This is a genomic window from Segatella copri, from assembly GCF_024330485.1.
Taxonomy (GTDB): Bacteria; Bacteroidota; Bacteroidia; order Bacteroidales; family Bacteroidaceae; genus Prevotella; species Prevotella copri_L.
Genome location: NZ_JANDWX010000028.1, coordinates 17,923 through 41,477 on the forward strand (window position 1 = coordinate 17,923; position 23,555 = coordinate 41,477).

At 38.8% G+C, this 23,555-nt stretch carries 13 protein-coding genes and 2 pseudogenes; 10 read left to right on the forward strand and 5 right to left on the reverse strand.

The window, feature by feature from the left end:
- The first annotated feature begins 4 nt into the window (after window positions 1-4).
- Both NNC77_RS12930 and NNC77_RS12935 read left to right on the forward strand, forming a co-directional pair.
- A complete protein-coding gene (locus tag NNC77_RS12930) occupies window positions 5-352 on the forward strand; it encodes a hypothetical protein (protein WP_117729143.1) in 348 nt (115 codons plus the stop codon).
- Window positions 353-358: 6 nt separating this feature from the next.
- Entirely contained in the window at window positions 359-1,300 is a 942-nt protein-coding gene (locus NNC77_RS12935) for an AbiH family protein (RefSeq protein WP_117729142.1), read from the forward strand.
- An 83-nt stretch (window positions 1,301-1,383) separates the two neighbouring features.
- Here NNC77_RS12935 and NNC77_RS12940 read toward each other — a convergent pair whose 3' ends face one another.
- Both NNC77_RS12940 and NNC77_RS12945 read right to left on the reverse strand, forming a co-directional pair.
- Entirely contained in the window at window positions 1,384-4,980 is a 3,597-nt protein-coding gene (locus tag NNC77_RS12940) for an AAA family ATPase (protein ID WP_254971099.1), read from the reverse strand.
- An 11-nt stretch (window positions 4,981-4,991) separates the two neighbouring features.
- On the reverse strand, window positions 4,992-12,914 hold the full coding sequence (locus tag NNC77_RS12945) for a DEAD/DEAH box helicase (protein WP_254971100.1): 7,923 nt from the start codon (window positions 12,912-12,914) through the stop codon (window positions 4,992-4,994).
- A 306-nt stretch (window positions 12,915-13,220) separates the two neighbouring features.
- On the opposite strand from NNC77_RS12945, the gene NNC77_RS12950 reads away from it, so the two are divergent.
- Entirely contained in the window at window positions 13,221-14,177 is a 957-nt protein-coding gene (locus NNC77_RS12950) for a helix-turn-helix transcriptional regulator (RefSeq protein ID WP_367398736.1), read from the forward strand.
- Window positions 14,178-14,414: 237 nt separating this feature from the next.
- Here NNC77_RS12950 and NNC77_RS12955 read toward each other — a convergent pair whose 3' ends face one another.
- Together NNC77_RS12955 and NNC77_RS12960 are read right to left on the reverse strand one after the other, a co-directional pair.
- A complete protein-coding gene (locus NNC77_RS12955) occupies window positions 14,415-14,732 on the reverse strand; it encodes a hypothetical protein (protein ID WP_117729136.1) in 318 nt (105 codons plus the stop codon).
- A 61-nt stretch (window positions 14,733-14,793) separates the two neighbouring features.
- Complete coding sequence (locus NNC77_RS12960) at window positions 14,794-15,273, reverse strand: hypothetical protein (protein WP_218459663.1); 480 nt, start codon at window positions 15,271-15,273, stop codon at window positions 14,794-14,796.
- Window positions 15,274-15,415: 142 nt separating this feature from the next.
- Here NNC77_RS12960 and NNC77_RS12965 point away from each other — a divergent pair, with 142 nt between their 5' ends.
- From NNC77_RS12965 to NNC77_RS12990, 5 genes and pseudogenes are all read left to right on the forward strand, one after another.
- Window positions 15,416-15,646 carry a DUF2493 domain-containing protein gene (locus tag NNC77_RS12965; protein WP_147330157.1) on the forward strand — a complete coding sequence of 77 codons (231 nt, stop codon included), beginning with the start codon at window positions 15,416-15,418 and terminating at the stop codon, window positions 15,644-15,646.
- Between the two features lie 90 nt (window positions 15,647-15,736).
- A complete protein-coding gene (locus tag NNC77_RS12970) occupies window positions 15,737-16,231 on the forward strand; it encodes a 3'-5' exonuclease (RefSeq protein WP_022120554.1) in 495 nt (164 codons plus the stop codon).
- A 227-nt stretch (window positions 16,232-16,458) separates the two neighbouring features.
- Window positions 16,459-16,560: pseudogene (rhuM, locus tag NNC77_RS12975) on the forward strand (RhuM family protein); the annotation flags it as partial.
- Window positions 16,561-16,724: 164 nt separating this feature from the next.
- The gene (locus NNC77_RS12985; RefSeq protein WP_254971110.1) at window positions 16,725-18,701 is read left to right on the forward strand and encodes a DUF262 domain-containing protein; all 1,977 of its coding nucleotides are present in this window, start codon (window positions 16,725-16,727) and stop codon (window positions 18,699-18,701) included.
- 16 nt (window positions 18,702-18,717) lie between these two features.
- On the forward strand, window positions 18,718-21,057 hold the full coding sequence (locus NNC77_RS12990; RefSeq protein ID WP_117695165.1) for a DUF262 domain-containing protein: 2,340 nt from the start codon (window positions 18,718-18,720) through the stop codon (window positions 21,055-21,057).
- Window positions 21,058-21,410: 353 nt separating this feature from the next.
- On the opposite strand, the gene NNC77_RS12995 is transcribed toward NNC77_RS12990, so the two are convergent.
- Window positions 21,411-21,956: a transposase gene (locus tag NNC77_RS12995; protein ID WP_117695167.1), complete on the reverse strand. Its 546-nt coding sequence runs from the start codon at window positions 21,954-21,956 to the stop codon at window positions 21,411-21,413.
- A 328-nt stretch (window positions 21,957-22,284) separates the two neighbouring features.
- Here NNC77_RS12995 and NNC77_RS13000 point away from each other — a divergent pair, with 328 nt between their 5' ends.
- Window positions 22,285-22,695: an FMN-binding protein gene (locus tag NNC77_RS13000; protein ID WP_089545389.1), complete on the forward strand. Its 411-nt coding sequence runs from the start codon at window positions 22,285-22,287 to the stop codon at window positions 22,693-22,695.
- A gap of 459 nt (window positions 22,696-23,154) precedes the next feature.
- Window positions 23,155-23,555 (forward strand): annotated as a pseudogene (locus tag NNC77_RS13005) (TonB-dependent receptor); the annotation flags it as partial.

Below are 23,555 nucleotides of genomic sequence, written 5' to 3' on the forward strand. Positions count from 1 at the left end.
TGTCATGAGTATTAAACGATTAATAAAGAAAACACTGAAAGGTGGCGGTTCCCCTATCTTGGGGCATACTATGGATGCAATAGATAAAATGAACAAGACAGGTGATTCTTTTATGAATAGCCTAAAAAAATCAGTAAATGAAACCATTACTGAAGACATGCCTATAAGCAGTGACCTCTACCAATGGGGTAAAAGAGATGGTAGGGTTCAAGGTACTGTTGAACAGGCTAAACGAGACGAGAAAAAGTTCAATGACCTTCATGCAAAACATGAATCAGACAGAAAACGATGGAAAGATAGTGACAAGAAAAAAGACAATTTAATAGATGAGCTTACGAAAATGTTTAAATAAAATGTTATGACACATACAGATGATATTCAAACAGAAGAAGGCTATACCCCATTCTCATTATTGATATTGGGGAATGGATTCGACAAAGACTTGGGCATGAAAACTGCATACAGAGATTTTGCCGAAAGCACTTTTTGGCCATTTACAAATCTATCAAATAAAGACCAGGGGTCACTAGCCTGCTTTTTAAATGAAAGAAAAGAAGACGTCAATACATGGTTTGACCTTGAAGAGTTGTTGGCAGAATTTGCACAAAATATCAATAAAACTATTGAGCAAGCTGAAAAAGATTTTCAAGATTTAGATAAAGTGATAAAAAGTCTAAAAGAATATCTCCAAGCGCAAGAGGATGAGTTTTGCAAAAAAATGGATACTACAATGCATGCTAAAAGAGATACACCAGCTCGTAATGTGCTACAAAAAATTATAAGGAATAAAAAGGAGTATAAAATTTACACCTTCAACTATACAAATGTATATCGCATTGCAAGAAAGATAATACTCGAAGCAGAAGGTAAAATGTTTTTTCATATCCATGGATCCATAAGAGATAATAATATAATTTTAGGAACAGGTGACCAACGCGAGATTAACCCTGCATATTTTGGATTTTACAAAAGTGCAAATAGCTCATATGCAAGTTCCAACTTGGTTGAAGACTTAGCTGAAGCCGATGAAGTTTACATTTTTGGGCACTCCTTAGGAACAAATGATCATGATTATTTTTATGATTTTTTCCAGGATTGCATACACTATCACAAAGAAAATAATTGTAAAAGAAAAATTAGAATTTTCACATATGATGTAAATTCAGAGCTAGAAATCAAAAAGCAACTCATGAAATTGACAAATAAACATCTCATAGGGTTATACGCTCATTGTGACGTTAAAATATTAAGAACTTGCCGAGAATATCAAGATTCATGGATGCTAAAAGATGACTTTTAACATTCCTTTGTTTGGAGATGGTATAAAGCTATCTCCAAACAAAGGAATGAATATAAACTTCAAAGAAATTAAAGGGTTTTCTCTTACAATAAATCCTCTATTGTTTGAAGAACTTCTTTGATCTCATCACTATCAATGCTTCCATTCTCATGATCTATAGTTGTGAAAAGATTAGTACCTTCCTCAAAACCGATAGACTTATAAAAAGCAAGCTTCTTATCCCATGATTCCTTGTAGGCAGGATTGGAAAGCATTCCCAAATGCTCCCAAATGATAGGATCACCAGCAGCATCCTCGAAAGTGAAATCCGGCAAGAATCTCTTTCCTTTTTCTTCCAGGAATTTCTCATATTCAAAGTCAATATTTGCTTCATATAACATGTTAGCAATAATCACTTCGGATTTACTTCTTACAAGTAATCCGTCCTTCAAAGTCTTGTGTATCAATCCTTCGATGTGTGGAACATCAACTTTGGATTCACGAACAGAATACTTAAACAGATTCGTATTGCGATGAGCCATGACAGAATATTGAGGCTTGGTATACTCCAACATCCACTGAGGAGAATCCTCTACCAAGAGAATCAGCTTCTTCTTGGCACGTGTCAAAGCTGTATAGATAAGCTCGCGAGACAATATTTGCCCACTTTTTGGAAGAACAACAAGCACTGTATCAAAATCACTTCCCTGACTCTTGTGAATGGTTATTGCATAGGCAAGCTCTATCGGTACTGCAACATCGTCACTCGATGAAGGAAAATAACTAAAGCTCTCATTTGGAATACCATTGAACACAATACTAGCACGCTTATATTTACCACTTACATAACCAGCAAAACCTATCTGACCATTGGACAATTGGAATTTAAGTTTAGAAGGATAGGATTCGCGCTTCTCATTTTGAAGCTGTATTATCTTGTCTCCATGATAGATATATTCAGGAGCTACCTCTATGGCAAACTTTACATTAGTGTTACCCAACCATTCCTGAAAATACTTATTAAGTTGCAGACTACCCCATACAGGATTCTTTACAGGAGTCAAGACCTGAAAACCCTCCACCATTTCTGGGTGTTCCATGGCAAAATAAGTATCATCCATACCAATGGACTTTCTGATTCTTTCAGGTATGGATAGTTCTGAGAAAGGAAGTTCCTTTTCCAACACATTCAAAAGACATTGCTTCAGCTCATCAGCCGTTTTCCATGAATAGACCTTTAAATCACTATCCAAAGAACCCTTGCGTATCTTCTCAAAGATCTCATCAGCATCCTTGGCAACCTGATTTCCTGAAAACCATGAAGCTAAAGTAAGAATATCAGACTGTCCACCCTGGTGAATTGTCCTTACTATGGTATGTAGATGAGCTATGGCAGTAGTTCTCAACTTACTGTCATTATCCAGGAAACTACAAAGATCAAAGAAAGGTCTTCCCTCTCCTATCGGTGGCAACTGATATGGGTCACCTATGAGAATGATTCTATTTACAGTCTTCAGATCAATTGCGTTCAACAAAACGTAAAAATCAGAAAGAGTGAGCATAGAACATTCATCAATGACAATATTCTTTGCACCCACATATTTTCTTTGTTTATCTTTTGCAGGTATGTAAGCACTCATTGTACTCCAATCAAAGAACCCCTGTTTTGTCAAGAATTGCGCCACAGTCAAAGCCTGGGTATTAGATGCCATACTTCCCAAACGAACTCTAGCCTTTCCAGTTGGTGCCAAAAGCAAAACACCCTCTTCCATTACGCACTTTGAAGACAAGAATGCCTTTACTACAGTTGTCTTTCCTGTACCGGCAGGACCTGTAAGCACAGAAAGACGCCTGGAACTTATTATCCCCAATGCTTTAGCTTGGTCTTTAACGGCCATAACACTTTGAGGATTTGATGCATCAAAAGCGATGGTATTCTTAACCAATGAAGCCCAATCTTCAGATAATGGCTCCTTCACATCCTTTGCAGCACGGGCAGACAAACGTTTTTGTAACCATCTTTCCATGTCAGTGAATTCCCTCAACTGAATGGAAACAGAGTCCTCGGTCTTGATATACTCCAGTTTTTCCTGCATGAAAGAACCTACTTTCAGTAAGTAATCAGGAGGAAGCAGCATCTTGTCTTTATCCAATTCTTCCTTCAGCAAACTATCAAGTTCTCTCATAGAAAGAAGAGTGTCCCCTAAATCTGCCTGAAATCTAAGTTTCTCTATCACCAGGGAACGAATTCTTCTTTGGTCAATAAGGGTATCTACACAAGATGGAGCTTCAGGAATCCAGTCTCCCTGTATCTGTACATCAGGAATCACTCCATAGTCAACCATCTGGGTTGATATAGACGTATCACCTTCTTCACAGATCAAGTAAGGATTTGCCAACAAATCATCATAGCTCTCAGGTCTTTCTACCCAATATTTGATTTGAGTAGAATCAAGCTCAAAACGCGACAAAAGCATCAAAACCTGTTTCTGCTTATCTGCTGTAGCATGCCAATATGCCTTATAATATCCCAGTTCAGAATTATAAGCAACACCAGAAATCTGAATCTTATCCGATAACAAATCAGAATAAGCCATCCATGGATTACCTTTTGGAGTCAGATGCTTGCTAATACGAAGATCATGTTCTATCAAATAAGCATAATTCACACCTATGGCACGAAGCGCTTCAGCAAAACCAGGAAATGGACCAGAAGCCTTCTTGATATTACCGATTTGCAGGTCTATCCAACGTAATTGGCGTTTCCAATCACCTCCAACCAGTCCATGTCTGATAACTGCTTCTACTGAATCTCGGGCAGCAGACAGAATAATCAACATACTGTGGTGACTTATCTTGTCACAACCATAAGAAAGCTCATCAAATATTTTCTGACTATTGCCTACTTTATCCAATGTCAACTTGATTTCATTGATGGCAGCATTCTTTGATATATGGAGTTTGTCTTTAAATATCTGTTCATCAATGGCTAAATACTCCTTATATGGCAAAAGGAATCCATTTGACTCCTTCAGACTTGGTCGGATAGAATGCTCAATCATCAAATCCCATGCCGGATAGGTATAATCAGCAGTTGAGTCAAATTCAATAACATCATGCACACGACTCACCTCACCCAAACCAACGATAACTCGGGCAGCATCCTCATCAACAGGATTTCCGTTCTTGCAATAGAAAACCACTAAAGATTCATGCTCCACAACATCTTTTAGGAACCAATGCAAAATATCTCTTTGACGCTGTGCACCAAATATCCAAGAAGTTCTAAAAGGAGGCTCTTCATCCCTTGACAAGCCAGGATACTTAGTGTCCATATCTTCCTGTGAAGCTTTTGACAAATAGCGGAAAGGTATTCCAAATGCAGAGAACGCAGGCACGTCCACTGCAGTGGGAAGCAACTGAGAATGAGGCAACTGCTTATTGTTAGCATACACATGGACGAAGATACGCTTGTAGGATTCTTCATTCATGAAACCACCATTTTCCCCCTTGCAGGCAGGAAGTTGCTCAGGCTTTAGATCACCCCATTTCTTTGAAGCAATCCTGTCTTCATCAAGATTATTCTTATGCTCCAAGATGTTGTGCAAAGTCAAGCAAAACGGATTAGCCGCTGGTGAACAGCAAACAGATCCATTCCAATTGTTGTCATGCCAAGGCACACGAATTGACAAATGTTTCATATATTTTCGTTTTATTTTTTACTACTATGTATTTGAATATCAATGGCATTATCATCCCAACGAACATCATACTCACTATTTGAGTTATAATAGACATTCACAGGTAAATGACATGTCACCTCTGTATTTTCTTCTATATAATGCTCGTCTCCAAACATCAACTTCTCCATCTGAGCACATGGCAATACGCTCCTGTCTTGAGAATTGACAATCTTACCAAGTTTATTCTTGATATGATAGCCATCAATCTGTCCTTCAGGAATCACAAAGAACAAATAATCTCTTGCTCTACTCATAGCCACGTTGATGATATTCTGGTTATTTACATGACTGCCGGAATAGCTGCTAGCTGGTGGATTAAGCACAACGAACATAATATCGCACTCATCTCCTTGGAAGCTATGCACCGTACCACAGGTAATAGAGCAATTTGGCTGGTCAATTGGTCTGCTTTCAATCATCTGCTTGATAGCATCAGCCTCTGCACCATATGGACAAACCACACCTATGCTATACTGAGAAGAAGGATGGTTCTGGAAGATTTGTCTTGCTACATATCCAACCATATTGTAGGTGAATATAGCAGAATACAAATGCAAAGGACTCTTGCCCACAGTACCCAACTCAAAGAGCTGCGAGAACTCCCTAACCTCAAAAGGGAAGAAATTAACTGTGTTTATATCCATGCCATCACAATGAAGCTGTTTCTGAGGAGCACGTTGTATGAACGTTTTAACCATGCCATTATAAGCAAACTGACTCACTATATCACCAATCACGGGAATTGACCTGTACTGGGTAGTAAGAGCTTCCAATGGGTAACGGTCAAAACTATTCAAGGCTGTCTTTAGCTCGTCAATTCCAACCATCTGATAAATGTTCTCCACCTCAATTTCATTTCTTGGAACCGGGCGTATCTGCATAGGATCTCCCGCTATGATAAATCTGCACCCCTCACCTTTATATAATATATAGGTAATGGTAACCAAATCCATCATGGAGGCTTCGTCAATGATAATGTAATCCCAATCAAAGTCACATATAGGTGTATCGTCAGGATTCACAGTATCATAGGAATACCTTGCACCTGTTGTAACCACAATGTTGACAGAAGAAGCATCCATATCCATGGTATCACGAGTTGTGACAACTCCCTCCTCAATCAAATCGGCATCCTCGGTAGTTCCGAACCTGCTTAAGTAATTATAACACAAATCATCTGCTACCAAACGCTCTGCAATGACATCTGCAGCCTTGTTGGTTGGAGTCATCACCAGAATGTTGAGGTTTTCACCACTGGTTTCTACCAGCTGATGAATCTTTTCCACTACTCTTGTTGTCTTACCAGTTCCTGAAGGGCCATATATAAAGCTAATATCAGCAGGTAAGTTTTCCTGCATATTAAACTCATCCGGCAATGAAAGCTGCAAAAATCTTGTCTGCAATGAATCCAAGATATTGTTACTGTTCTCCGCCTTCAAACGGATTAGAGTAGCCTGACGGCATAAATCAAGCGTTTCGTCACTCATCTCATCAACCAACAGATCTACAGAAGTTTCATCCACACGAACAAGACTGACATCTCTCAAGATTTTAGAGTTATCCTTATAGAACACCACCACTTGAAGATTGTCAGCATTGTCCAACCAAGAAGGCAAGACCTTGGAAGGAACCTGGAGACGAAGAATCCTATCATAAGACAGGAACTCCTTGGCATAGAAGTCCACCTGTATCTTACTTGTTGACAAGCTACTCTTGTCAGAATAGATCAACTCCATCAGATACTTGAACCACAGATAGCTGTATTTTGGCGTATCATTCAGGAAATGATTAACCTGCAACTGCTCGTCTGCATATTCAGCAGCATTCTGTGCCTCCGTATTCTTTCTCTTAAGATTTTGCTCCATACGAGAAGCTGTGTCCCCACGCTGATGGAAATCGTAATTATCCTCACCAAACAATTCCCCAGGGTTACTTGAAGAAGACTCCTCAGAAGAGAATTCTGGCACATCACCAGCATTTCTCGAAGAAGAATAAGGTCGATGCAATTCCTTATTTGCCTTCTGCTCCCACTTATGCTGAAGAGCTTGTTGCAAATCCTCTTTCTGCTCATCACCGCTATCAAAGACTTCCTCATCACGATTAACTGTTCTTCTTGGAGCATGATGCTTACCCTTGTCACTTCTTTCCTTACGCTCCTTAGGTTGGCTGACCTCATCATTTGATGATTCAAAAGAGTTCGTACCTTCGCCATGATCATCAAAAGATGAGTCTGACTCGGATAAGTCTGAAGGTGCATTTGAATGGTCCACCTCTAAATCAACCAAACTTGTATCCAAGGAAGCATCAGAAGTATCTGTTTCAACCCATTCAGCAACCTCTTCATTATCAGAAGCCTTCAACCCTTGACGTGAAGTTTCATCAAGAAGCTCTAAAAACTCCGGATCCAAATCCACTTCGTTAGCTAACAGATATTTGTTGAAATCAGCAGCAAAAAGACTTTCCAGGTAATTATTGTCCTGTTTCAATGAGAAGACACGCTTGATCCAACTCAAAACATTGATGAACATCTTACCACCCCAAGATCCAACATACCATAGCTTGTCATCATCTTCAATGAATGACAAACGCGTTGTGGAAATATTCTCATCATAGAAATAGTCAATCTGTTCACAACTACAAATATCACAAGCATCCAGGAATGATGCATTCCTCTGATAAGTCTCTTTCCAATCACCACCAGCTTTATATGCAAGATACAATAAACGCTTCTTTATCTCTTCTTTGGCCTCAGTATCTTCATAAAAATCTCCGGTTTTTCTCTTCTGAAAGTCAGAGTTTGATATGATTTTAATACCTAAGATGTGACACAAGCGCTCATAATCCTGCCTAGACTCAGGCATAAATGAAGGATTGCACACATGTGAATTCGTACCAAAGCTATCCCTCAAAGTTGAATTGTTCCAATCCAATGCAACTAGTGAAGACAAAGGCTCCCAGGTTTTCGTACCAGCATACCAACTCGCATTTTCACGAAACTCCCCTATTTCTCGTCTGTATCTGTGAATCGTCTCATCACGTGATTCCACAATCCAGTCGTAAACTTTCCTTCGATAATCATTCGTCTTCAAAAGCAAATAGTCCAAACAATCCGTAAATGTCAATTTGCTTCGGAAGCCAATATAACCTAACCATGCAGGCAACTCAATGTTAGGAAGTTTGTAACTGCCATTAAGCAGCGAATTGACTATTTTCTGCAACTGTCCTTCTCTGTAATCATACAAATCAACAGGACGCTTTAATCCCGTGGGTGAAGGGATACAAGGCAACATTCTTAGATGTTCCTCATCACAAATATATTGTAATTGTACTGCTTTATGAGGAGCATAATACCCCCAAAAGTACTTCGCAAACTTAGGATTTGTCAAAAGCTGAAGATTAACCTCCTTGAAAGTCTGCCCAACCTGAAAATACCCCAAGAAGACATTTCTGTAAGAAGACTCAATAACTTCCCTGTAATCTTCACTCAAATAGGATAAAGACTGGATGTCACAACTCTCATAGTCACAATCCGGGTGATAGCAAGAACCCAAATATAACTGAGAACTAGGACGTAAATCCTGATTCTTATCATAAAGCTTGATACTGGTAGCTTTGACTATTTCCTTGAAATCTTCCTTCTCCTCATCAAATATGGTAGCCATTTCAGCAATAATCCTAATATGTGCCTCATAAGCATAACTCTCTTGATGAGAGATAAAATAGCGTAATTTCTCATTTCGCAATGCTGTCAAGGAAAGACATTTTTTCTGGCAATCCATCACTGCTTCCAGGAAACGCTTGATTCGTTCAGCCACTTCCGGTTTGTCATCATAGCCATCCAGATACTTGGCAGAAACAAGATTAGGGATACGTACATCGGCTAACGGATCGACAGAGATATTGAGATATCCTCCAGACAAGAAGGCATCAGAAGGATGACGATAATGATTGTCATCACAAAGAAGCCAAAGCTTAGAAAGCATGATTCTCATCCTGGAATTCTCTTCATTGGCCAATATTCTACGAATCTCCCGTTCATGTTCTGCCAATACACCAACTATCTCTATTCTACCAAAGTAAGTATCAAGATTTGGCAAAATCTTCTCAAAGACAATATCATGTGTATCCACAATGACACCCATAGCTTTGAACAGATTCAACCAATCTTTCTTGGAATCTCCACTTCTCAGATAACAAGATGACACGAAAGCAGGAGTATCTGTAAATTCATGAACTATCTGTTCTATATCATAGTTGGCATATTCGTTTGACAAGAACAATTCTTCAGGAGTGAACATCTTCTTTTCAGAACCGGAACCACTATAACCCAACACAGGAAATTTCGATAGCTCACCTTTTACTTCACCCGAGAGTTCTGCATCCAGAACCCACCTCCAAAAGCGCACATTTCTGTCCTCATCCAGAAGATAGTCATAAACCTCTTCCAGATTATCTTGGTTTGAAATATAAGTGACAAATTCATCAGAAGTAAGCTCATTATTATCCAAAAACTCACAGTAATATCTTCGTTCTTCCTCACAAGTGACATAATCATGATGAATAGTATCAAGCAAACTCTCAGGAACCAGATTCGCCTTTACAATACCAGTCAATGCCTCTGATGGCAAGTAATGGTGATTGGAACAGGACATAAGAATACCATCCTCTTCTTTAGGAGACTCTATGAAAATTGGCACAATCTGTACCTTCTTGAAATCTTCAGAAGACAACGCTTCCCGATTACGGAAAACATATTGATGGAATGCTAGATTTGCCTTTCTATCCTTCAAACTATCTCTGAATCTATCGATAACTGCCAATACATGCTTACGGAAGAAATCAATGGTATCAAAAGATTTAAAGCCAAGTTTCTTATAAAATTCTTTTCTCTCCTGACCATCAAACAACGAAGTATAGTAATCATCACAGATATGCATGGAACCTTTAGCAAACCATTCCTGACCATACAAGTCATCCAATGCAGGAGAGTGATAATAAGTCATTCCACCCCAATCCTTACAGGATTTCAGTTCTTCCTCACCATCCCATTTAACTGGTACACAGCGGAACTTGACATCTATCACATCTTCCCCTTTGAACAATATATTTTGATTGACGAAAAGAAAATTCAAGAAATCTTTACTCTCCTCCTTGGTCTTGATATTCTCATATATGGAAACAAGGAATCTATCCTGCTTTAACAAATTGCCAAAAGTAGGCTCCGTGAACATATATACAAGAGACATGGACTTGAAGTAAGATACGATCTCGTCACTATCTGTACCATTCATGCCATAACAGGAAGAAAGCACAAGGCACAACTCCTTTGGAAGCCATCTACTCTTAATGACCTCCTCCCAATAATCATTCTTGAAATACACATTGCTGGCTATCGGTACCATCTTTTCTGTTTCTCCATCTGTTGCAAACAAGGAGAGCGTACGACGCATGTTTGTCGTAAACTTATACTTTAAAGAACCAAAATGTAAAGCCAGGAAACGATAGAAAGAAAGATTCATTTCCTTATCTGCAATCTTCTCTGCAATCAGAGGGAGATATGTGTCATCAGAAATAAATCCCTGAAAGAGTTTCATCTCATCAACCCCGGCAATGCCTTGATTTTTAAAGAATATCCTAATGTCATCCGGGTCATTATCGAAATATGACTTATCAACAAAGTTCAACCAACCATCACCTACCCACTCTTGCTCAGCAAACTCCAAACCTAAAGTATTAGGCAAATGAATCTTCTTATGGTTATAGCTATCCATGCTGTTACCATTTTCGGTAAATATCGGATAATGAATATTGCCTATTCTAACACCATATCCACTTTTAGCCAAGAAGTGCAGCAAATGAACATTGTTTCCCTTATCTGTCAACCTCTCACGAATATCATTGATGCCGGTAACGATTTCCTGAGCAAAACGATAATCACTAAACTGAGCAAACTTATTAGTCACCAGGTTCCATTTATTCAACTTCTCCAAGGCAACTCTTACGTCAGGATCCAAGCGACAAATCTTATCACTTAAAAAGGAAAGGTCATCCATGTATCTGTCAACATCAAGATATAGACAACTCATTCTCTTTAAATTGCCTTCTGCATCAAGGAAGATAGGTAAACCATCAACCACTGTTATGTAATCGCTCTCTATCAGGAATTGGTTAAATCTTATGTTATTGTCTTTCATGGAAAGCCACTCCTTGAAGGCTTTATTCTGAATGAGCAATACAAGCTGATCATTGTCGAATCTGTCACACTCTCCCGGAATCGTTTCATTCAACAAATCATTCAATCCTTCAGTATTTCGAATATCCTTATGTGGTAAATATTTATTTGTATTCACAAATGAATAAAACTCTTCATCTGTCAGCAAAGGATCCTCTCCGCTAACAAGCCCAATCTCGTCAAAGATAACATTGCAGGCTTTACACAAGAAATACTTCCCATTTGCTTCTACAGGAATGCAAGGAATCATTCTCATGCTCTCATCAAAACCATTAGAAAACAGACGGGCATAATAATTCGACGAAGAAAAGTCCGGCAATAACGCAAATACAGACTCCATGTCCCATTCACCTTCATGTGCTAAGAAACCAGCCCACCATTGGACAAACTTGCGGCCACACTCTTCCATGACAACATCATTCCACATCACTTCATGTAACCCACTACGAGAGCCATTAGGAATAAAGTCGGCATTCAACAAGAAACCAAAGTCAAGACGCAGCTCTGTAGGAAGATAATTGTAAACACGAGCATCCTTGACAGGAACCAACCTATTTCCTTCTCTTGAAACAGCAAAAGAAATACCAATAGAGTCAATATCCTTAAATTTCTCCGGAATCTTACTGGCTCCGGAATCGGCATTTTTTCTTACCCATTCCTTCAAACTCTCAGGAAGAGTATATGGAAATCTGTCAACAACCCACTTGTTTCTGTCCTTGATAACCTCAAACTTTCTCTTACCATCAATAAACACTTCTGCCTTAGAAACATGAGGAATGAATAAGAGAATCTGATGATCACTGAACACTTTGATCAATTGAGGGATATTTTCCTTTGCATCACGCTTGTGACGCAGAGCAAACTGAACTCTGTAAGACGAAGGTATGGAGGCCAAGGCTTCCTTTAACTCCCCATCAAGTTCTTCACCAGATGTAGGAATCGGCATAATTGTCCAAGGAGAAGAACCATGACTCTTCTCATCAGCATAAGACTCATCAAAACGCAATTGCCACTCACCAGAATGCAAAAACACATAATCATTGTTCACAAAAACGGTCTTGAAACCAATACCCTTATAACCTATGGTATCCTTGTTGGCACGTTTCTCACCCTGGTTGAAGGAACAGAGACCTATGATATTTCTCAAATTAAACTGAGCACCAGTATGCAAGAACAACAGATAATGCTCGGTAAGCACAAACTTCACAGCCACGTCATTCTCCTCACCTGAATGAGGATAGTCATTGGCATTTTGAAGAAGCTCATAGATATATGTATGCTCTGCACCAGTAACCTCGCTCAAGATAGTTTCCTGAGTGCGCACTTCATCCTCTATTTTCTTTCCTCTAGAGTCTGAATAGATTTTAAACAAACGATTCAGCAAAGCTGTCTTGTCAATAGGACAAACCTCACCATCAACAGCAAGAGTCAATGGACTAGAAGCAACCAAATGCCACTTAAATCTATAAAACTCATGCTCAACCAACCCATTATTATCATATCTGATTTCAACTTTATCTCCACTCTCATAAAAAGTACGAACCACCTCACCCTCGGAACCTCGAAGATCTATAAAGTGGCCATATCCTCCTTCTGTGGTGTAACATCCAATAAGTTCATCAGAATGTCTCTCTTTTAAGTCATATTCATTAATTTCCATATCATTCGGTTTTGATTAATGTGCAAAATTAGATTGCAGCTGTGCATGGTATCTGCATTTCAAATACAAATATAACTGCAAAAGTAATCATTTTATTAAGAAACAAGCAAAAAATCCAAGTCTTTTTAGCCAAAACAGAAAAAAACTTGTTTCTGTGCACATATCTCGTACTGAATTAGTATCTTTGCCAGTGATAATCATTTAAATGTTTAGCGTATGCCAACTAACAAGAATGCCCAACTCAGGTATCAAATATTAGATAGGTGCTTCAGTGATTTTAAGCACAAATATACGATCAATGACCTCATGGATAAAGTGAATGATGCACTCTATGACTTGACGGGAACTGATATAAGTGTCCGCCAGATACGTGCTGACATTAAGTATATGCGCGATAGAATTACCTACGATGTACCATCAAAGGCCTATCCAATGGCAGTAGGTAAAAAATCATATTATAGATATGAAGACCCAAACTTCACTATATATAATAATGAGATGTCCATTGAAGAGGTGAACAATCTGCGTTCAACCATTCAGATGCTCGGACGCTATAGAGGTACACCAGCTACTGCATGGTTTGAAGAGGTTATCTCTAATTTGGAATACCGCTTTGGCATAAAGGCTAATGCTGAAAATCTCATTTCCTTTGAGCAAAATGATAAACTCCAAGGATTGGAACATCTCTCTGGCATCATTGATGCCACCGTCAACCACCAGCCTCTCAAACTTCAATATTGCACATTCAAAGGCCATGAGTTCGATACAATATGCCATCCCTACTACGTGAAGCAATATAATAACAGATGGTTCCTACTCGGAAGAAACGAGAAATATGGAACAATTTGCAATTATGCATTAAACAGAATTGTGTCATTTAGAAATGTGGATATTCCTTTCTGCAAAAATACTCAAATCAACTTTGATACCTATTTCAATGATGTCATCGGTGTAACAGTACCAAAGGCCGACATAGAAACCATTGTTCTCAGATTCTCAGAAAATCGCTTTCCTTATGTAGTATCTAAACCTCTGCACCACTCACAAGTAGTCAATAAGGAACAAAGAACTGTAACCATCCAGGTTAAACCCAATAACGAGCTGAACCAGCTGATATTCTCATTCATACCAGACGTAGAAGTTCTTTCTCCTCAAAGCCTAAGAGATACTATTAAGGATAAAATTGAAGAAAATCTCAAGAAATATTTATCTGTGCAGAATGATTGTACAGGGCAAGTTCTCAATAGAAATGCAAAAATCTGAGGGGGTTCAGGCTTAATAATCTAGGGTAACTTCCATCATGGAATGTTAAAAACGGTAAATACAAATTTAACGTATTTACCGCCTTTTTCATTTTCATACCTTTTTTGCATAACGTTTGCATAAGCATAATAACCAAACATTAATGCATAATATTTTCTCAAAAAGGGAAAGACTTCTAAAGCCCGTTCCACCCAATATAGTTCTCAAATAAGGTCTATTTTCCATATTTGTCTATATTTAGAAGGCGAAATCATCCTCTTCCTCATCCTCACCATTTGGGAACATGACGCTTCTCTCATACTCTGGATCATAGAATTCATACTCATCCTTCACCTGTTTGATTTTCTTCTGAATGGAGCAAATCTGCTCCAGTTCCGGAAATTGAAGATGTTCACGATTGAACTCCAATATCCCATTCAGCTCTCTCTCAATGGAACAAACCTCTGGTTGGAAGTTATCCATGTCAAACTCGGAATCATTGAAGAGGTCATTATCTAGGGCCTCGTCCAAACGTTTTTCCATCTTATCCAATTGCTCTTTTATAGTTTTGTTCATTATGCTTTATTTTTAAGTATATGTTCGATTTATGAAATAAGAATCTTACCTTATGAAAGATTCATTTTTCGTAGGAGTCTGAGAGTAACAGGATTTGCTTCACCTTGGAAAGCAAATCTTTCTCTGTAACTTCTAAGTTCAAAGATCCCCCATTCCCTGTTATATTGACACCTAAAACACCTGCAAGTTTTATCAGATGTTTTGTACTTCCACTCTTTACAGAAAGACAAATAGACCATTCACCATAAGTACAAAAAAGGGTTATGTAAATGGGCATGTTGTCATACATGATTTTATAACCATATTTTTCCACATATGGAATCTTGCCATCGAAGGTTTCCGCTATAAAGGAAGCTATCTCCTCGTGGAACTTCTTCGTAAAAACGTTGGCGTATTCTTCGGAAATCTCATCCTTGGCACAGATAATCTGCTCTTGGGCATCTTCCAAATCATCAAGCAAATCGTCTAAAGCCGAGCATTTTTCGATAATGTTCAGTCCTTTTAACTTCGCCATTTCTTTATTAATATCAAACTTCTCCATTGTATATCAATTAAAAATTCTGATGCAAAGATAGCCCACACCTATGTAAAATCGTTTCACACAACAAAAACTTTTTTCATGCGCAATGATTTTTCTCACGTTTCATCTAATTTTGCAGAAAATTTAATGAGCAAACATGAATATGGGCAAAGAATTATCAAATGGTAAGATGGATAAAGAAGCCATCAAACATACCATCAAGACAAAGTACCTCAATAGTTACAAGGTGATTGTAGCGGGAGGACGTGACTTTGACAACTATGAGTTTCTGAAAGAAAAGCTTGATGAGACTTTCGGATCTTTGGGAGACTTGGACGCTCACCCAATAGAAATCATTTCAGGGATGCCAAATCTCATGGAACCAAGCATATGATAGAAATTGCCAAGGAAAAGGGCATACCAGTATGGATATATAAATATTAAAAATTTGGATAATACATATATAATTAGTAACTTTGCACTCATGAAGAATTTTGCAGCGATAGATTTTGAGACTGCCAACCAGCAACGAACCAGCGTTTGCTCCGTAGGCATTGTGATAGTAAGGGATGGTGAGATTGTGGATAGCTACTACAGTCTCATCAAGCCAGAGCCTGAGTATTATTCCTATTGGAATACAAGGGTACATGGACTAACCATGGAGGATACCATGAACGCCAGGGTATTTCCAGAGGTATGGGCTGAGATTCAGCCAAAGATTGAGGGATTGCCATTGGTGGCTCACAACTCTCCCTTTGACGAGGGATGCCTGAAGTCTGTGTTCCAAATGTATCAGATGGACTATCCCGATTATGAGTTCCATTGCACATGCCGAGCCTCCAGAAGAAAGTTGGGATCTCTCCTACCCAACCACCAACTACAAACCGTAGCTGCTTATTGCGGGTACGACCTAACCCAACACCATAATGCCCTGGCTGACGCAGAGGCTTGTGCTTGGATTGCCAGGGAACTACTATAACTACTACAGCAAAAGTGTTATATTGAGTCTAAAATGGATCTTGCCGCATGGAGTATAGAAACATCATCGGCAAAAGTAAAACAAATGCCATTTCCTGTTGGAAGCCTATTAGAAATCTGTAGTTCTGATAAAATTTATGATAGTATGAACAAAAAAGACAAACCATGGCAATATCTTTGCTGTCGAAACGTTATCAATAACAAATGTAATATACAAAAATGGCACAGAATCAAAGCTATGAAACAAAGATGTATAGCCTTGATGTTATTATATCTGTCGGTTATAGGGTAAAGAGTATAAACGGAACCAAATTCAGAATATGGGCTAACAGTGGATCTACAGCACCTATGTGGTTCTGCGCCGAGTTTGGTCACAAAGCTGTCATTCACTTAATGTAATCGCAGTCCGCTGCGGTTATGATTTGTCAAACCATCATCATGCCCTGGTTGACGCAGAAGCCTGCACCGCCATCGCATTACAAAAACTATTAAATATGAGAAATAACAATAAAATAGGTATTGTCTCTATTTCAGAAATTCAAGGATTGGATTTCATTATACCAGATTACCAACGTGGTTATAGATGGGAAGAACTGCAGGTCACTGAACTCCTTAAAGATTTAAATATCTTTATTGAGAACTCGCGAACTGGTTTTTACTGTTTGCAACCATTGGTTGTCAAACGCAGTATTGTTGACAGTAAGGCTTTTTCTGAGGAAATAAGCAGAAGGTTAGACAGAATACAAGACGAGCCCGACCCAATAGGGTGTCTTGTAGAAGACCTGCAACAACTTACTTCGTGGGAAGTAATAGATGGTCAACAGCGTCTGACAACACTGTACATCATCATGATGGTGTTAAAGCATGATCCCGCTTATCGCATTAGTTATCAAACCAGACCAGATAGCAAGGATTTTCTGAAAAACATTATTGACAAAACAAATGAAGATGGTGCTAAGAATGTAGATTTCCAGCACATGATTCTTGCTCGTAACATCGCACAAACATGGCTTCAGGATAAATCTGACGAAGAAAAGGCTTTACTCTACGACACTATACTTGAAAGAGTAAAGTTCATCTGGTATGAATCTGTTGGAGAGAACCCTATTGATGTGTTTACAAGACTCAATATAGGCAAGATTTCGCTTACAAATTCAGAACTGATCAAGGCTGCTCTACTCAATCGCTCAAATTATGCGGGTAGTCATTCTGAGTTCATACGTACGAAGCAGATACAGATTGCCTCGCAATGGGATGATATTGAATACGCCCTGCAGGATGACGAACTGTGGCTTTTCCTGAACGACACGAATTATCAGGAACGTACACGTATCGATTTCCTGTTTAAGATACTGTTTGAGAATGATTGCTTTGGCATCAAAGCGAAAATTAAACCAGAGGATTACGATAATCAGATAGGAAATGACAGATATAGCGTTTACCGTTATTTCGCCAAGCAGATTGAGATGAAGGACGAACACACGTCTGATGCAGAACATCTAGAGTCGATCTGGGCTAAAGTAACCTCACTCTTCGACACTATTAAGGAATGGTTTGAAGATTCTTTGCTCTATCACTATATCGGTTTTAGCATATGGGCTATTGATGACAACAACCATAATGCCGAAGTTAGACGAAAGTGGATAAATGACTGGTATAGCCAATGGATGCAATGGGCAAAAGATAAAAAAGCATTTCTCTTAGCAGTAAAAGAAGCCATCCGTGACAATATAATCAAGTGCAGGAAAGAGGACTTGAACAAGTTGCACTTCGAAGACGTATATCAGAAAAGCAAAATCAGAAAAATACTTTTGCTACATAATATACAGACAATCATCACACAACAGGAGGTTCAAGCAGATAAATACAAGCTTTCAACCTTCCATAAATTCCCATTTCACTTATTTAAAAAGGAAACATGGAATGTAGAACATATAGACTCCGCAACTACCAATGAACTGGCAAATGCAAGGGATAAGAAATCGTGGTTACGAGCTGCTTTAGCTTCTGGAAAGTTGAAATATGACGGAAAAATCAAGAAGTACCTTGACAAGAGGTGTACTGATATTCCCGATTTCAAGAAAATCTATGATAAAGTAATGACTCAGTTCCCTTCAGATGACTTGCTATGTGAAAACGTACAGACTGGCGATGTCATTGATAACGAACGTATGCATATCTGGAACCTTTCGTTCCTTGACGAAAGCACAAACAAGAGTTATCGCAATTCCATATTCTGTGTAAAACGTTCTTTTATCATCAATAAGGAACAAGGAAAGCATTGCCATATATCCGACGAGGGCAAGGTTGTCATTGACGGTAAAGCCATCGCCTTTGTTCCAATATGCACAAAACAAGCGTTCTTGAAATACTATACTGAGGATGCTAATGCTTTATTGTCATGGTCTCGTACAGATTCCGTGAAATATCTGGATGATATAACTGAGAAATTAAAGGATTTCCTACAATAAGAACACAAGTCAAATTATGAATAATATCGCTAATACTACCACACTTTGGCAACTACTTGGTAAGTGCAAAGTGGTGATTCCCATTTTGCAGCGTGATTACGCACAAGGACGTGTAGGGTATGAAAACCTACGTGAGAAATTCTTGTCGGCAATTGTTGCTGCACTTGACGGAGATAAACAATTAAAAATGGACTTCGTATATGGTTCTTCAGACCAAGAAGGTAGGTTCAATCCATTGGATGGGCAGCAACGTCTGACCACCCTATGGTTGCTACACTGGTATCTTGCTTTCCGTTTGGGCAAGTTGTCAGAACAAAGTACTATTGAACATCTATCAAACTTTAGCTATGAGACCCGTGTCAGCAGTACTAATTTCTGTCAACGAATCGTGAAACGTGGGTCTGAAATTGCACAGGGAGGAGAAGAAAGCATTGCTGATGCCATAATTCGTCAGACATGGGTTCCTTCTATCTGGAGGCAAGACCCGACCGTACAATCGATGCTGAGAATGCTCAGTGGAGAACATAACGGAAAGGTTGATGGAATTGAAGAACTTTTCGCAGACAAAGATAAGCAGACTCTTCTTGAATATTGGGATGCTCTGATGCTTCCTGCTGCCAAATGTCCATTGGTGTTTTATCAACTTGACCTTGAGAATCTTGGTCAGTCGGATGACCTGTACGTAAAAATGAATGGACGTGGAAAACCTTTGTCCGATTTCGAGAACTTCAAGGCGGATCTTATAAAGTATATAGCCGACCAAGAATGGAAATCTTTGCTTCACGCTCAAAATGGTCTGCCAATATTGCTAGACACAAAGTGGCTGGACTTTTTCTGGAAGTATCGTGATCCCAACATCTCGCTTGACGATATGATGTTCGGCTTCATTAACCGCTTTTTGTTGGTAAAGCTGATGATGGCGCAGAAACCACAGAAGATTGAGGACAGAGATTTGGGAATTTCTCCAATAGACAAAGCTTTTAAATATCTCTATAGTTTTACAGAGAAAAAGGGTACGTGGGCAAATTATAACATGACGGGATTTGGTGTTTATCAGACTATTTTTGATGAATTAGGAGGCTTTAGTATTCTCTATGATATACGCACTCTGCTTGAAAATCTCCGATCTTTCGATAGAGAAAAGCTCACAGCTTGTTTAGTATATCCATACGGAGATGGAAATGAGAGGTTTGAGGCCATCTATACATCAGGTAAGAACGATTACTACATACAGACTATTCCTGAAACTATAGCCTTTTGGGCTGTTTGTCAGTTCTTTCTATCTCCAGCAGAATATTGCACAGAAATTCGCCTTAAACAATGGATGCGAGTCGTTTGGAATGTTTGCAATTATCAGGTTCTTGAGAATAATAAAGTCCAGAACGAAATAAGGACTAAAACACAACTACGTTCAACTATTCTCTCCCTCCATCATGCTTTCCCATATAAATGGGATGTACATAATGTTGAATGGCTTGTTTTGCCAAAAGAATATGATGCAGCAGATAAAATTTCCCTACATATCATTGAGGAACAGGCAAAAATTCGTCAGTTCCAAATTGGAGCTTATAATGGTACGTTAAATGAACTTCAAGGCCGAACATGGGAAAAGATTATAGTCTCCTTGGAAAAATTGCCATTCTTCCAAGGAACTATCAGTGCGTTGTTTAAAGACGGGGATGGAAAAATAGATTGGTCAAATTTTGATATAAAGTATAGCCATCTATACTGGTATCTCAACAACTATAATGGCGAGCTTAACAGCATTGCACAGCGGAATCTGTTGTTACATGACTACGATTTTGCTTCCTGGTACTGGTATCCACGTGGGGCTCGGAGAAATGCTACATGGCGCAGCAAACTTCCTTACTTTCCACCTTCGGTTCATAAATGGCTTATGGCCGAACCTTTAGATTGCAATCAATTGTCAACATGTATCTCACAAGAATCTTCATACGTTAAAAAATGTATCATCCAAACCGCATTAATACAAGAGATTACAGATGAAAACGGCATGTACGTCAGCTATAGTAATAGTGCAGAATATGACGTGTATTGGCATCACCAAAACTCATCTGCCTGTATCATTTTCAATGAATGCCGTGATAAGGTTGTGCGTGAAGCCTTAAAGAATGAACTTATTTCATTAAGTGATCCAAACATTGAAAAATCATGCGGATTGTTCTATGCCAGAGACATTGTATTCTTCTATAACAAAGCTGAATATAACTGGAATGCGCAAGGCGAAATTTTCAGAATTGACAATCCTGAGTATAAGTCAGAAGAGCAACCTGATAGTATTGATACTCTTATTGAAGTCTTGGATTCCTTAGCAAATGGGCATAAATTCAGATAATAATGTTGCATATAGGCAGTTTTGTCGACTTTTGTATATCTCTATTGTAGACAACTACAAGGGAGTTGCTTTCACGGGTTCATACCGTGAAGCACTCTCTTAGGATTAGTACATCTCTCATTATCCAATAAAATAATGTGTATGAAGAAAATAATTTTTCTCGATTTTGACGGTGTACTGAATACTGAGTACAACTAGAACTTGCTTATGTATCATGGGAAATCCTGGAAAGACAAGTATGGAGCTTTCTTCGACCCGGAGACAGTGGCTGAACTAAAGAGAACAGAGCCATTAAGATTCTTAACGGATAAAGGAATTAAGTTTTTCTATAAGTATAACCGTAATTTATGGGATTAAGATATGAACATAAAACATGTATTTGAAGACTCTCGCATTGTCATGCTGGAGAAAGACATTGCAAGAATAAACGAGTATTGCCGATACTCGGATGAAGAAAAGCTTGTGATGAAGCACTTGTCGAAGAGGTTCTCCTTGAACTTTTCATCATGCTTACAAAGTTTACGACGAAAGCCATAGTAGGAATCGATGGTTGGGCATTGCTCGTCAAGATTCACCATGCCGAGCGCACGGCGATAGAGCAAATTGAAGCGACAATGCTCATATAGCTGTTCATCATTGCAACCGATTCCTTCCTTTAATATAATAATGGCTACGAGGATGCGTATAGGAACATTTGGGCGACCAACACGGTTGTCGTCTTTCTCTGTTGTATAGAGTGGTTTGAATATCTCCTCGCCTATATTAGAGGTCACGTCTCTGTAGAACGTGTTGTGCCAAGCTGATGGGTCATCGTATAGGCGTCCCTCACGCTCACATAACAGTCCTGAAGGAGAACTGAACATATCGAATTGCTTTGTCTTTGGACTCTTCTTGAACATAACTTGAATTATTGTTTGAGACCCCAAGGGTACAAAAAATCTCCAGATTACAAAATGTCAAAGAACGAATGTATGTTAAACTTTTAACGAGAACACTTTTCAAGTGGACTCAAAGATACTATTAAAAAATGAAAACAACAAGGTTTTTCTAGCTTTTTTGATATTTGGATGAGATTTGGGAAGACAGATTCTGCCACCATAGCAATGGAAGGTTCATTCTCATCATTGGAAGGGCTATACCTAAAAATGATGATTTTTCTATAGGGTCTTGTATATTACAGAATAATTGTGTAATTTTGCATTCTATTATAGAAATATCAATACAATTATGAAGAAAAGAATATTCATTTTAGCAGCCTTACTGAGCACAGGATTGATTGGTAGCATGACTGCAACAACCAAAAGTTCTCATTCAGAGATTATGACGAAAGAAGCAGATGGCAGTTACATTATCAACACCACTACTTTGGGTAAAGATGTAAGGGGATTTCGTGGCAACACCCCTCTCTCCATCCACATCAAGAAAGGAAAGATTATAGATATCAAACCGCTTGCCAACCAGGAAACGCCCAAATTCTTCAATAAGGTAAAACAGGGGTTGCTCAATAAATGGAACGGCATGAAAGTCAGCAAGGCCGCTTCAGTCCAAGTAGATGGCGTTACTGGAGCCACTTTCTCAAGCAAAGCTGTGAAAGAAAACGTAAAACGCGGTATTGCTTATTACCTGAAACATAAATAAGAGAAAACAGGAAAGAAAGGATTTAGTGTAATATGAAATCATTTTTCCTTAAAATTCTGCTAAAATCTTCTGAATAGCTTAAAATGAGCGATTTATGAGTGTCTTTCCTCAATAGAGGTAATGACTTGGCAATAGTTTTAACTTCTACATTCTACATAAGTTTGCCTTGCTTGCCAAACAACTCTTTTCGGATGCAAAGTTAAACCTAAAATCTGAAAAACGACACTTTTTGCTTTGTTTTTATAGATTATTAATTTTGGGTTGGAAGTGTGCTTATTCCAAATGTAGCAACACATTGTCTATGCAGCATAGATAAATTTCATATACGGCATTAAAAGTAAGAGAAATGTTAAATGTCGTCCTCATTCCTACAATACAAAGCAAAACGTTCTCGTTTATGGATTTTTTTTCGTACTTTTGAAAGTTATAGAAAGAGAATGTAGATTAGAAAGGTAAAATATGGACAATAAAGTATTCCTTTTAGGATTATTTCTGCTTTCAGTTGCTAACGTGAAAGCTCAAACTCAGACGCAGAATGATTCGCTCACAATGGAGAACATGATGCACAACCTTCCCGAAATAATGGTCAAAGGTTCGCGCCCTATCGTCAAGGCTGAGCGAGGTATGTTATCCTATAACATGCCGTTACTCATGAAGCAACTACCTGCCGACAATGCCTATGAGGCTCTCACACGTATTCCTGGTGTTAGTGATACCGATGGTGGCATCAAGTTTTCCGGAAACGAGGTGACGCTTATCATCAACGGACAGGCGACCACTTTAACGCAAGAACAGCTTGCAGACAGATTGAAAGCGATGCCTGCTGCACAGTTGGCTAAAGCAGAGGTGATGCTTGCTGC